Here is a 12,165-nt window from a genome sequence, read left to right on the forward strand (position 1 = left end):
GCGCCTTTTTCGTGAGCGATGCAATAGAGTTCAGCAACCGCACGAAATCGAGGTTTGCCATGTTTCTGTTGAACACAACCGCCGACTATCGTCTGCCGCTTGATCCACGCGATGAGAAGACGCTCGGCATCGCCGCCGCCGAGGAGGTGGAGCGCTACCTCAGCTTCCGTGAAGACCATGCGATAACACCGCTCGTCGCCCTGCCGGGATTGGCACGCGAGATCGGCGTTGCCGCAATCCACGTCAAGGATGAAGGCCATCGCCTCGGTCTCGGAAGCTTCAAGGCGCTCGGCGGCGCCTATGCGGTGATCCGCCTCGTTCTTCAAGAGGCGGAGCGGCGGCTTGGGCGCGCAGTCGATATGGCCGAGCTGCATGCGGAAGAAGTCCGCGCCATTGCGCGCGGAATGACCGTCGCCTGCGCCACCGACGGTAATCATGGCCGCTCCGTTGCGCAGGGAGCGCAGCTCGTCGGGTCGCGAGCCGCAATCTTCGTCCACTCCGGCGTCAGCGACGAGCGGGTCGCCGCCATCGCCCGCTTCGGAGCCGAGATGATCCGGGTTGCGGGAACCTATGACGACTCGGTCCGCGAGGCGGCCCGCGTGGCCGAGGCGAAGGGCTGGACTATTGTTTCCGACACTTCCTGGCCGCGCTACGAACGCATCCCTGGCTTGGTGATGCAGGGTTATACCGCGCTCGTCCGGGAAGCGCTCCGGCAGATGCCGGAGCCGCCGACACATGTGTTCATTCAATCCGGCGTCGGCGGCATTGCCGCGGCGGTCGCCGGACATCTGGCGATCGCGCTCGGCGAGCGGCGTCCCGTCTTCACCGTCGTCGATCCCGCCCGCGCGGCATGCCTCTTCGAGACGGCCCGTGCCGGACATCCCGTGACGATCGCCCGTGGCGAGCCAACCGTCATGGCGATGCTCGAATGTTACGAGCCCTCCCTCGCCGCGTGGCGGATCCTTTCCCGCGACGCCGACGCTTTCATGACGGTGGACGAGACGGATGCGACCGCGATGATGAACCGCCTTGCCCGTCCCGTTGCCGGTGATCCTGCCATCGTCGCCGGCGAAAGCGGCGGCGTCGGCCTCGCAGCCGCTATCAAGGCCGCCGCCGATCCCGCGATCAAGGCGGCGCTCTCAATCGAGAGCCGCTCCCGCATCTTCGTCGTCAACACGGAAGGCGCGACCGACCCCGGCAAATATGAAGAGATCACCGGACTGCCGCCCGCGGCAGTCGCCGCCGAGAACCGCGAAGGAGCCTTGATATGACCAGGCCATCCATCGACGCCGCGCGTCTTCTCGGACGTATCAGAACGCTCGGCGAAATCGGCCGGGATAGCGACGGCCGGCTCGTGCGGCTGGCGGCTTCCGATACGGAAAAGCTCGGCCGCGACCAATTCGTGGCATGGATCAGGGAGGCAGGGCTCGAGGTCGCCGTCGATCGCATCGGCAACATTTTCGGCATCTGGAAGCCTGACGGCGTGGCGAACAAAGCCCCCATTCTGCTCGGCTCGCACATCGACACCGTCATCGGCGCCGGCATCTATGACGGCTGTTACGGCACGCTTTCGGGGCTCGAGGTCATCGAGATGATGAAAGCGGAGGGCCTGGCGCCATCCCGGCCGATCGCCGTGGCCGCCTTCACCAACGAGGAAGGCGTGCGCTACGCGCCCGATATGATGGGATCTCTGGTCTATGCGGGAGGCCTTGATATCGATGCGGCGCTTGCCACCATTGGCACCGATGGAACGATCCTTGGCCGCGAACTCGAGCGGATCGGCTACGCCGGCGAGCATCAACCGGGTTTCCTTAAGCCGCACGCTTATATCGAGCTGCATATCGAGCAGGGACCGGTCCTTGAGCGCGAGGGCATTCCGGTCGGCGCCGTCGAAGATCTTCAAGGCATTTCCTGGCAGCGGGTGACCATTACCGGCGACGCCAACCACGCGGGAACGACACCGATCTCCATGCGCCGCGATGCGGGTCATGCCGCAGCTCGGGTCGTCACCTTCCTGCGTGAGCGGGCGAAAGCGTCCAATACGCCGACCGTTGCCACGGTCGGCTGCATGAGTTTCGAACCGAACGCGATCAATGTGATCCCGTCGCGGGCGATCTTCACGGTCGATCTCCGCGATCCCGACGAAGATCGGCTGAGAGAAGAGGAAGCGGCACTTGCAACCTTCCTCGACACGCTATCGACCGAGGAGCAGGTCGGTATATCCGTGGAAAGACTTGCTCGCTTCGAGCCTGTAAAATTCGATCAGAGCATCGTACAGCTCATCGAAAAGGCCGCGCGGGAACGGGGTCTTGCCTGCCGGCGAATGACATCGGGCGCCGGCCACGATGCGCAGATGATCGCAAGGATTGCCCCGTCGGCAATGATCTTCGTCCCGAGCGCCGGCGGCATCAGCCATAACCCTAGGGAATATACGGCCGACGAAGATCTCGTCGCAGGCGCCAACATCCTGCTCGACGTCGTCCGTCGCCTCGCCACGGAAGGAGCGCCGGCATGAGCATCGACAGGAACACGCTTCATGCCGAGATGACGGCGTGGAGACGCGATCTCCACGCCCATCCCGAATTCGGTTTCGAGGAGCAGCGGACATCCTCCTTCGTTGCGGCCAAGCTGCGGGAATTCGGCTTCGACGAGGTCGCCGAAGGCGTCGGCGGCACCGGCGTCGTCGCAACGCTGAAGCGCGGCAACAGCAATCGCGCCATTGCGCTGCGCGCGGATATGGATGCGCTGAGGATTAACGAACAATCGGACCTGCCGCACCGCTCGCGAAACCCGGACATCATGCATGCCTGCGGCCACGACGGCCACACCACGATGCTGCTCGGCGCGGCAAAGATCCTGGCTGAGGAAGGCGGTTTCGACGGTGCCGTGCGCTTCATCTTCCAGCCGGCCGAAGAATGGGGCAAGGGGGCGCTGGCGATGATCGCCGACGGGCTCTTCGAACGGTTCCCCTTCGACGAGATCTACGGAATCCACAACATGCCGGGGCTCGGCGTCGGCAATTTCCGCACGCGCCCGGAAGCGATCATGTCGGCCGAGGACAATTTCGAGATCACCTTGACCGGCATCGGCGGCCACGCCGCGCGGCCTCATTGGGGCAATGAGGTGCTCGTCGCCGCCTGCGCGCTGGTGACCAACCTGCAGACCATCGTCTCCAGGAGGCTCGATCCGGCCGATATCGGCGTCGTCTCCGTCACCGAACTGATCACCGACGGCACGCGCAATGCGCTTCCCGGTCTCGCCCGCATTCTCGGCGATGCCCGCAGCTTCCGCTCCGAGATCAGCGAGCAGATCGAAAAGCAGATGCGGGTGATCGCCGAGGGCACGGCCGCGACCTATAATGTCAAGGCCGACGTCGTCTATACCAGGGAATTCGTCCCCCTGATGAACGACCCTGCCCTGACGGAGGAAGCGCTTACCGTCGCGCGCGATCTCTACGGCGCGTCGAATGTCGCCATCGCGAGCAAGCCGATGACGGGATCGGAAGACTTCGCGCGGTTCCTCGCGAAGGTGCCGGGCTGCTTCGTCTTCCTTGGTAATGGTGAGCACTCGCCACCGCTCCATAACCCGACCTATGATTTCAACGACGGCGGCCTCCTGCACGGCGCGAACTTCCATGCCGGAATTGCACGCCGGCGGCTTCCATCAAGCTGATCCGCGAAGGTTGTGAAGCTCGGCGTCTGAAGATCTGCGACGGCAATTGACCGAACGCCTTTCATTCGGCTGCAACAGGCCTGCCGATGGGAAACATCGACATGACAAGCTCGGGCGGCTGCGGCACACGCATGGGGAAGGAAACTACGTTCGGCGCGGCGCTGAAAGGAAGTAAATCTTTATTAACCCCGTGACCCCAAAGTGGTGGTTAATCGTTAACGCAGCAGGAGTCGGGGGCAGATGGGGTCGACCGCAGGCACGCCGAAGACCGTCACCTCTGACCGAACACTGAGCTCAGCTGTGCCCATGACCGTCCGCGGACCGCGGCTGGTTATGGGCCAGAGCGTGTTGCGCAAAAGTGCCCGCGGTTTTTCGATAACGACATGCATAAAAACAGGACCTGAAGCGCGGCAGGCGACGCGCTTCAGTCTGCTTCGATCAGGCCCTCAAGGTCTGTGACGGCAGCTGACCGAAACGCTTCTTGTATTCGGCGGCAAAGCGTCCGAGATGCGTAAACCCCCATCTGAGCGCGATATCGGCGACGGCCTGCGTCGAGTCGGCGTCCAGCAGATCACGATGGGCGGCAATCATCCTGATTTCATGCAGATAGGCGATCGGAGTGGTGTTCCTGAACTGACGGAAGCCCTGCTGCAAAGTCCGAACGCTTACCTTGGCTGCCGCCGCAATGTCGTCGAGCGAAATCGGCTCGGCAATGTGTTCCTGCATGTAGTCGATGGCCCATTTCACATGGCGCGGGGCCGGCGCCGCGGCCGCCTGCGCCAGCTCGTTCGAATAGCGATTGGGACAGGCTTCCAGGAGCAGATAGATCGCCGCGTCACAGAGCGAGTTGAAAGCCAGCGGCGATCGTCGCAGCGGTCCGTTTTCGGAAAGACCGCCATGAAGATTTGCCACGATCTGCTGCAGTACCAGCCCCGCACCTGATGTAAGATCGATATCGGGATGAATATCGAGGTCGCCGCCGATCGTCCGCTCGAACATATGCGTGAGGCGCTTGGTGATCCTCGCCTGATCGATGAACATGCAGAGGTGACTGCGAGGACCGAACATGCTGGTGCCCCTGGCATCGCCCGGCTCCAGGATCACACCTCGACCGGGCACCGAATATATCGGCTCCCATTTCCCTCCGAAGGTCATATTCCCCTCCGTCGGCAGGAATATAGCCATCCTGTCGACGACCCCGTCCCGCTTTCCGACGATCGTGCCTTCATAAGAGCAATCGGCAACGCTGACATCGTCCACCGAGATGAAATTGCAGCGATATGCAATGGGCGCATCGCCTTGCGCCGTCATCTTGATCATGGCTTTCGGCGTGGACAATGCGTCCGAGAGCTCGTCCACGTCCGTTCCGCTCCGCGCAGTTTCTCGAACCGTCATGCTCTGTAGAACCGGCTGCCGGGTTGAACTGCCGGCAATATGCCTATCGGAATCAACGGACATGCGTGCCCCCCGCAAGACGATCTACGCTTGGCATAGCCGATTTAAATTGTAATACAAATTCCTTTTTGTCCTGCCCTGCTCAGCCATATCGGCTGACTGCAAGGTCCTTGGCGTCGATTTCAGGCGAACGGCTGCTGACGAGATCGCCGATCAGCCGCGCCGAACCGGTGCTCATGGTCCAACCGAGCGTGCCGTGACCGGTATTGAGGAACAGGCCGGCGACCTTGGTCGGGCCGATGACCGGCGTGCCATCGGGCGTCATCGGGCGCAGGCCGGACCAGAAGGAAGCCTTGGAAACATCGCCGCCGGGGAAGAGATCGGTGACGGAATGTTCGAGCGTGCTGCGGCGGGCGAGACCAAGATCGTTGGTGTAACCTGATATTTCTGCCATACCGCCCACGCGAATGCGGTCGCCGAGCCGGGTGATCGCGATCTTATAGGTTTCGTCCATGACGGTCGATTCCGGTGCGCGTGACGCATCGGTGATCGGGATGGTGAGGGAGTAGCCCTTGACCGGATAGACCGGCAGGCTGATGCCAAAGGGCTTGAGCAACAGCGGCGAATAGCTGCCGAGCGCAACCACCACAGCCTCCGCGCTCATCCGCTCGTGGTCGCGATCGGGATCGCGAGCGGTGACAATCCCGCGCACGCGGCCGCCTTCGACGTCCAGCGCCTTGATCGTCGTCCCATAGGCGAAGCGGACGCCGAGCGCCTCGGCTTTGGCGGCGAGCGCATTGGTGAACTTGAAACAGTCGCCGGTTTCGTCCTTCGGCGTCAGCAGCCCGCCGACGATCTTGTCGCGCACGTGCCTAAGCGCCGGTTCGACGCGAATACAGCCGTCGCGATCCAGTACCTCATAGGGAATGCCGTCGGCGGCGAGCGGCTTGACGTCCTTGGCCGAAGCATCGAGCTGCTGCTGCGTGCGGAACAGCTGCAGGGTTCCCTGCATGCGTTCGTCATAGGCGATGCCGGTTTCGGCGCGAAGCTCGGCGAGCGCGATGCGGCTGTAATCGGCAAGGCGCAGCATGCGGCTTTTGTTGATCGCGTAGCGCTCGGAGGTGCAGTTCGACAGCATCCTCGCCATCCAGGCGAGCATGGCCATGTCCAATTTCGGTCGCAGAATGAGCGGCGCATGTTTCATGAACAGCCATTTTATGGCCTTCATCGGAATGCCGGGTGCCGCCCATGGCGAGCAATAGCCGAAGGAGACTTCGCCTGCATTGGCAAAGCTCGTCTCCAGCGCCGGCCCCGATTGCCGGTCGACGACGGTAACCTCATGGCCTGCTTTGGCCAGCTGATAGGCGGATGTGACACCGACGATGCCGGCACCCAAAACGATGACTTTCATGATGTCCCCAAGAATGAAGCCAGCCGGCACTCAGCGATATTGCCTGTGATACCGATCGCCGAGACCGGTCAGGAATTCATAAGATATGGTGTCGGCATCGCGCGCAATATCCTCAAGCGTCTGGTGCGGACCGAGCACTTCGACAAGACTGCCGAGCGTCAGCGCGCCTTCGGGCAGCGCCGACATATCGACTGTGATGCTGTCCATCGAAACGCGGCCGACGATCGGCAGGCGCGTACCCTTGTAATAGACGGCGCCGCGGTCGCTGAGGCTGCGCGGCAGGCCGTCGGCATAGCCGGCGGCAATGGTGGCGAGACGCATTTCCCGTTGCGCGACATGCGCGCCGCCGTAACCGACCTTCGTGCCCGGTGATACGCACCGCGTCTGTATGACAGCTGCATCGAGGCTGACGACCGGCTCCATCGGGTTCACGGTGGCGGCGGTCGGAGCGCCCCCGTAAAGGGCGATGCCCGGCCGAGCGAGCACGCCATGATAGGCTTTGCCGAGGAAGACGCCGCCGGAATTGGCGAAGGAAACGTCGAAGCCTGGAAATTCCTCGGCGATGCAGGACATTTCCGCCAGCTGATCGCTATTCTGCTCGCCATCGGTCTCATCGGCCGAAGCCAGATGGCTCATGATGAACAGGCCTTCGATATTGGCGCCATTGCGAAGGGCTGTCGCCAGATCCGCCCTTTCCTCCGGGGGAAAGCCCAGCCGCGACATGCCGGTGTCGAATTGCAGGACAGCCGGCAGGCAGCGCTTCAGCGCGCGCGCCGCCGCCGACCATTGCTGCCACTGGGCGAGCGAATTCAGAACCGGAACAATATTCATGTCGGCGCAGGCAATTTCATTACCCGGCTGCAGGCCGTTCAGCACGAAAATCTGCGCGTCCTGCGCAAGCATCGGCCGGAGCCTCACGGCTTCGACGAATTGAGCAACGAAGAAATGCCGGCAACCTTGGGCGTAGAGCGCTTTCGCCACCTGTTCCGCGCCGAGACCATAGGCATCGGCCTTGACGACGGCGCCTGCGCAAACCGGGGCCAGCATCGACACCAGCTTGCGATAATTGCGGCCGAGTGCAGCAAGATCGATTCCGAGATAGCCTGTGGCTCCCTGCGTGATCGCGGCAGTACGGGCATGGGAAACCAAAATATCGCTATCCATGTTCACCCTCTATTCCACGCAATGTATGAAAGAATGAGCGATATTGCCGGTTAATTCGTCTTCGATTATTGCAAGATTTGCATATTACACGCATAATCGGCGAACTTTTGGAACAATCGATCATGCCCGCCCTTGACACGACAGATCGCAACATCCTCAGGCTGCTGCGCCTTGACGCCCGCATGAGCAATGCCAAGCTGGCCGCCGAGGTCGGCCTCTCGCCATCGGCCTGCCTCAGACGCATCAAGATCATGGAAAAGACGGGCGTGATCCGCGGCTATACCGCGCTTCTCGATACGAGCAATGCGGATGCGATGATTGCCGTCATCATCAACATCACCCTCGAACGGCAGACGGAAGACTATCTCGACCGTTTCGAGGCGGCCGTCCGCCGCCATCCGGAAATCCGCGAATGTTTCCTGATGACGGGTGGATCCGACTACCTGCTGCGCGTGGAAGTCGCCAATGCCGGCGAGTTCGAACGGATCCACAAGGAAATATTGTCGGCCTTGCCAGGCGTCCTCAGGATTCACTCCAGCTTCTCGATCCGAAACGTTCTGGCGACGCGCGGCAGGGGCAAACGCTGAGCAGGGACCGGGCAGGCTTATATCAGTTCGAGCGCCGTCGCCTTGGCGACCGCTTCGCTCGTCGTCGCGACGGTCAGCTTCCGGCGCGCAGGCGCGGCGTGATCCGCCGTATCAACCCGCGCACAGGACATCGGCGTGCCCGAGCTCCAGTGCCTCCTGCTCCAGTCGCGCCGCCAGATCGGCAAACGATTGCGGCCGTCCAAAAGCATAACCCTGGAGAGTGTGGACGCCGAGATCGGCGAGCACTTTGGCATGGTCGAGCGTTTCCACCCCTTCCGCAATCACTTCCATGTCGAGCGCCCGTGCAATGTCGACCAGTGAGCTCACCAGCCGGCGACTGGGCACCGATTGCAGGATCGGCATCACAAGCTGGCGATCGATCTTGACGCGGTCCGGTCTCAATTCGAGCAGGCCCAGCAAGGAGGCATGTCCCGATCCGAGATCATCGATCTCGATGTCGATACCGAAGGACTTGATGGCCTGGATGTTCTGGCGCACCCGATCGCTCAGGCTGTCCAGGAATATCGTCTCTATCAGCTCGAAGCTCAACCGGCCGGGCGGGATGTCATAGCCGCCGAGCTTCGTTGCCAATTCCGGATCATCGAGACGATCGGCGGAAAGGTTGATGGATAGCCGGATGCCCTCCAGCAGGGATGCCGAGGATTTCATATCCGAAAGGACAGCCTTCAGGACGACTTCGTCAAGTTCTGCGACCAATCCGTTCGACGAGGCGAGAGACAGGAAATGCGCCGGCGCGAGAATTCCTCTCGTCGGGTGGTGCCATCTCGCCAACGCTTCGACGCCGTTTACCCGCAATGACCTGGCGTCGACCTGCACCTGGTAAAATGGACGGATCTGGCCGAGCGCCAGTCCGGATCGCAGATCCTGGGCGAGCTGCCTTTCGTTCGCGAGGCTCGAAGCCATCTCGTCCGAGAATATCTCGGCGCGATTCCGGCCGTTCCGCTTGGCGTGGTACAAAGCCAGGTCGGACTGGGAAAGCAGCTTGGAGAAGTCTGCGCTCATGGCGCTGGCCACGCCAATGGAGCACTGCACGCTCAGCATCTGGTCGCCACCAGGAAGCGGGCTCTCCAGACGTCGCTGAATATGATCGAGCACGGCCTTCGTCTTGTCCCGCTCGTCCTCGGTGATGACCACCGCGAACTCATCGCCGCCGAGCCGTGCCGCGACGTCACCCGCGGAAATGGCCTCCAAAAGAATCCTGCTGACATGACAGAGAACGAGGTCGCCGACCGCATGCCCGAAACGGTCATTGATCTCCTTGAAATGGTCCACGTCTATATGGAGAAGCGCAATCTTGACGCTCTCCTGCCTGGCAAGCTCGGACAGGGCGAAATCGAAGCTGCGCCGGTTCAAGAGACCGGTGAGGTGATCGTGATCGGCGGCAAACCGAGCTTCCGCCCGGCTCCTCTCCAGCTCCTTGTTGAGGAGGACGTCGTCCGTCACATCCCATTCGGCGCCGACAAAGCAAGGATCGCCGGCCGCATCGACGAAATAGCGAGCCCGCGAACGCAGATAGCGGATCGCTCCGTCCGGTCGAACAATGCGAAATTCCGATGCATAATCCGATTTGGTTTCGATCGCGCGCAGAAATATTTCATTGGTCGGCGCCAGGTCGTCGGGATGGATGCTGTCGAGCCAGACGACATCGAGCGGCGCTTTCGGAACACCATAGATCAGCTTGAGCTGCTCGTCCCAACGCGTCTGGTTTTTTGCGATATTGTGCTGCCAGATTCCAATCCCGGATGCCTCGAGAGCCAGGCCAAGCTGGCGAAGCAGGTTCTCAAGCTCGACGTTTGTTCTGGATCGTTTGCTGCTCAAGGCGCTCTCGCTGTTTCGTTCGCCCGAATGTCGCACTGAATATTTGATAGAGTGCTAATCGAGGGCAAGCTGAGGCCGTTCCGCTCCCTCTCTTAGACCGAAGCTGCAACATTCGTCTCGTCAGCGGGACTGACGGCGCCGCAAATCACCTTTGCATCGCAGGCCGCAGAGCGATCACCTGCGACTGCATGCTACTTTCCAGGGACCGCGTATTGTTCCGGCTATGCGCCGGGCTCCTGTCACCGTCCAACTGGAACTGGTTGACCAGCTCCCGCAGACGGCTTGCCTCGGAAGACAGTGAAGAGGCGGCGGCCGTGGACTGTTCGACCATTGCCGCATTTTGCTGGGTTGCCTGATCCATCTGATTGATGGCGGTATTGATCTCGGAAAGTCCGGTGGCCTGCTCGCGCGCCGAGGTGGCGATCGCGTCCATGGCTCGATTGATCTCGGCGACGCGTTCGCCGATCGATTTCAGTGACGTCCCGGTTTCGAGAACAAGCCTGACCCCGTGTTCCACTTCGGTCGACGACTTCTGAATAAGACCTTTGATTTCCTTGGCGGCTTGCGCAGCACGCTGAGCGAGTTCGCGGACTTCTTGTGCGACCACCGCGAAGCCCTTTCCTGCCTCACCTGCGCGCGCCGCCTCGACACCGGCATTAAGCGCCAGCAGGTTCGTCTGGAAAGCAATTTCATCGATCACGCCAATGATGTTTGAAATCTGCTGCGAACTGTCCTCGATGCGTCGCATGGCCTGCTCCGCCTCCGACACGACCGTTGCCGAGCGCTGGGCGCTGACATTGGCTTCCACGGAGATGTTGCGCGCCTCCTCGGTGCGCTTCGTCGCCATTGCGACATTCGACGTAATCTCGTCCAACGCGGCGGCGGTCTCCTCGAGCGAAGCCGCCTGTTGCTCCGTGCGCTTTGACAGGTCCTGGGCACCGGATGCTATTTCGGCGGTGCCATTGTCTATGCTGTGGACCGTCTGCAGAACTGCGCCAATGGTCGCACCCAATTGCCGGAGTGAAATATTGAAGTCGTCGCGGAGTGTTTCATATTCGGCGGCAAATCGCTCCGAGAGCTGGAACGATATGTCACCCGCGGCAAGGCGCTGGAGACCTCCGCCCAACGTCGTGGTCGCAAAGCGCAATTGCTCTGCTTCGCGTTCAGCGCGCTGCTGGGCTGCGGCGCGCGCCGCCTCGCTCTCACTGCGGGATTCGGCAGCCTCCTTCTCAAGCCTGACAACGTTGAGGGCATTCTGGCGAAACACTTCAACCGCGCCGGCCATTTCACCGATTTCGTCCGCGCGGCCGGCATATGGAATATCGCTGTCGAGATCTCCAGCCGACAACCGCTTCATGGCGGACGCTGTATTGCGGATCGGATTGGCAATGCCGGAAATCGCAAAGACGATACCAGCGATAGCCACGAGCAAGGCCAGCGAGGCGATCGCAGCAGTCAGCATGAAAGCGGATTTCGCGGAAGCATCACTTGCCGCTACGAAGCTTTCGGTCTGGCTGAGAATGAATGCCACCAGATCCGCTACCCCATTGTTCACCAACTCGGCCTGCGGCTCCATCTTCTCCTTGAACAGCCGGACTGCCTCAGCTGTCTTGCCGCTATCTTCGAGCGCAATCATTTGCTCCGCCAGTGCGCGATATTTGTCGAGTTCCGGCTTTATCTGATTGATCAGCTGGCGCCCGCGCTCGGTGCGCACGCCCTTTTCGTATTCGCCGACGACCGTCTCGAGCCCAGCGGCTGCAGCTGCGATAGCCTGCTTTTCGGTTTTGTCGTTCTCCGCGGTGTCTTCGAGCAAATACCGGGCGTGGGCAAGTTTCAGATCAAGAAAGTTGGCTTTGATCTCACGCGCCGTCACCAGCCGATGCACCCAGAAGGTACCGACCTGTTCAGCATTTGCGCGAAGCGAGGAAATGGTGTCCAGCGAGACATAGGACAGACCAACTATGAACATGCTGATGATGGACAGGTTCAGGATGAGAGCTTGCTTGATACTCGGGCGCTTCATGCGGGTCTCCTCTTGGGACGGTCGCTGCCGGTTAATGCGAAATCTCCCATCGGATTCGATAATTTAGTATTAAC

9 protein-coding genes are annotated in these 12,165 nt (G+C 61.3%); 4 read left to right on the top strand and 5 right to left on the bottom strand.

Going from position 1 to position 12,165, the window contains the following annotated elements:
- The first annotated feature begins 59 nt into the window (after window positions 1-59).
- Genes B5E41_RS23530 through B5E41_RS23540 form a run of 3 tightly spaced genes read left to right on the top strand, consistent with a single transcriptional unit; the run spans window position 60 to window position 3,672 of the window.
- A complete protein-coding gene (locus tag B5E41_RS23530; RefSeq protein WP_088396280.1) occupies window positions 60-1,271 on the top strand; it encodes a diaminopropionate ammonia-lyase in 1,212 nt (403 codons plus the stop codon).
- The gene (locus B5E41_RS23535; protein ID WP_088396281.1) at window positions 1,268-2,515 is read left to right on the top strand and encodes a Zn-dependent hydrolase; all 1,248 of its coding nucleotides are present in this window, start codon (window positions 1,268-1,270) and stop codon (window positions 2,513-2,515) included. Before B5E41_RS23530 ends, B5E41_RS23535 begins: the two co-directional genes overlap by 4 nt.
- A complete protein-coding gene (locus tag B5E41_RS23540) occupies window positions 2,512-3,672 on the top strand; it encodes a M20 aminoacylase family protein (RefSeq protein ID WP_088396282.1) in 1,161 nt (386 codons plus the stop codon). Before B5E41_RS23535 ends, B5E41_RS23540 begins: the two co-directional genes overlap by 4 nt.
- A gap of 438 nt (window positions 3,673-4,110) precedes the next feature.
- On the opposite strand, the gene B5E41_RS23545 is transcribed toward B5E41_RS23540, so the two are convergent.
- From B5E41_RS23545 to alr, 3 genes are all read right to left on the bottom strand, one after another.
- Window positions 4,111-5,130 carry a helix-turn-helix transcriptional regulator gene (locus B5E41_RS23545; protein ID WP_088396283.1) on the bottom strand — a complete coding sequence of 340 codons (1,020 nt, stop codon included), beginning with the start codon at window positions 5,128-5,130 and terminating at the stop codon, window positions 4,111-4,113.
- A 79-nt stretch (window positions 5,131-5,209) separates the two neighbouring features.
- Window positions 5,210-6,478: a D-amino acid dehydrogenase gene (locus B5E41_RS23550; RefSeq protein ID WP_088396358.1), complete on the bottom strand. Its 1,269-nt coding sequence runs from the start codon at window positions 6,476-6,478 to the stop codon at window positions 5,210-5,212.
- A 30-nt stretch (window positions 6,479-6,508) separates the two neighbouring features.
- A complete protein-coding gene (gene alr, locus B5E41_RS23555; protein WP_088396284.1) occupies window positions 6,509-7,642 on the bottom strand; it encodes an alanine racemase in 1,134 nt (377 codons plus the stop codon).
- A 122-nt stretch (window positions 7,643-7,764) separates the two neighbouring features.
- Here alr and B5E41_RS23560 point away from each other — a divergent pair, with 122 nt between their 5' ends.
- A complete protein-coding gene (locus B5E41_RS23560) occupies window positions 7,765-8,229 on the top strand; it encodes an Lrp/AsnC family transcriptional regulator (protein WP_088396359.1) in 465 nt (154 codons plus the stop codon).
- A 111-nt stretch (window positions 8,230-8,340) separates the two neighbouring features.
- Here the strand turns inward: B5E41_RS23560 and B5E41_RS23565 are convergent, their stop codons facing one another.
- Window positions 8,341-10,104 (bottom strand): putative bifunctional diguanylate cyclase/phosphodiesterase, encoded by a 1,764-nt coding sequence (locus B5E41_RS23565; RefSeq protein ID WP_088396285.1) that lies wholly within the window; start codon window positions 10,102-10,104, stop codon window positions 8,341-8,343.
- A gap of 109 nt (window positions 10,105-10,213) precedes the next feature.
- Window positions 10,214-12,091: a HAMP domain-containing methyl-accepting chemotaxis protein gene (locus B5E41_RS23570; RefSeq protein WP_088396286.1), complete on the bottom strand. Its 1,878-nt coding sequence runs from the start codon at window positions 12,089-12,091 to the stop codon at window positions 10,214-10,216.
- Window positions 12,092-12,165: the final 74 nt, after the last annotated feature.

The organism is Rhizobium esperanzae, assembly GCF_002204185.1.
Classification (GTDB): Bacteria; Pseudomonadota; Alphaproteobacteria; order Rhizobiales; family Rhizobiaceae; genus Rhizobium; species Rhizobium esperanzae.

Excerpts from the sequence above, each read along its gene's own strand:
- B5E41_RS23530 (WP_088396280.1), top strand. The coding sequence starts at position 60 with ATGTTTCTGTTGAACACAACCGCCGACTATCGTCTGCCGCTTGATCCA.
- B5E41_RS23535 (WP_088396281.1), top strand. The coding sequence starts at position 1,268 with ATGACCAGGCCATCCATCGACGCCGCGCGTCTTCTCGGACGTATCAGA.
- B5E41_RS23550 (WP_088396358.1), bottom strand. The coding sequence starts at position 6,478 with ATGAAAGTCATCGTTTTGGGTGCCGGCATCGTCGGTGTCACATCCGCC.
- B5E41_RS23545 (WP_088396283.1), bottom strand. The coding sequence starts at position 5,130 with ATGTCCGTTGATTCCGATAGGCATATTGCCGGCAGTTCAACCCGGCAG.
- alr (WP_088396284.1), bottom strand. The coding sequence starts at position 7,642 with ATGGATAGCGATATTTTGGTTTCCCATGCCCGTACTGCCGCGATCACG.
- B5E41_RS23540 (WP_088396282.1), top strand. The coding sequence starts at position 2,512 with ATGAGCATCGACAGGAACACGCTTCATGCCGAGATGACGGCGTGGAGA.
- B5E41_RS23570 (WP_088396286.1), bottom strand. The coding sequence starts at position 12,091 with ATGAAGCGCCCGAGTATCAAGCAAGCTCTCATCCTGAACCTGTCCATC.
- B5E41_RS23560 (WP_088396359.1), top strand. The coding sequence starts at position 7,765 with ATGCCCGCCCTTGACACGACAGATCGCAACATCCTCAGGCTGCTGCGC.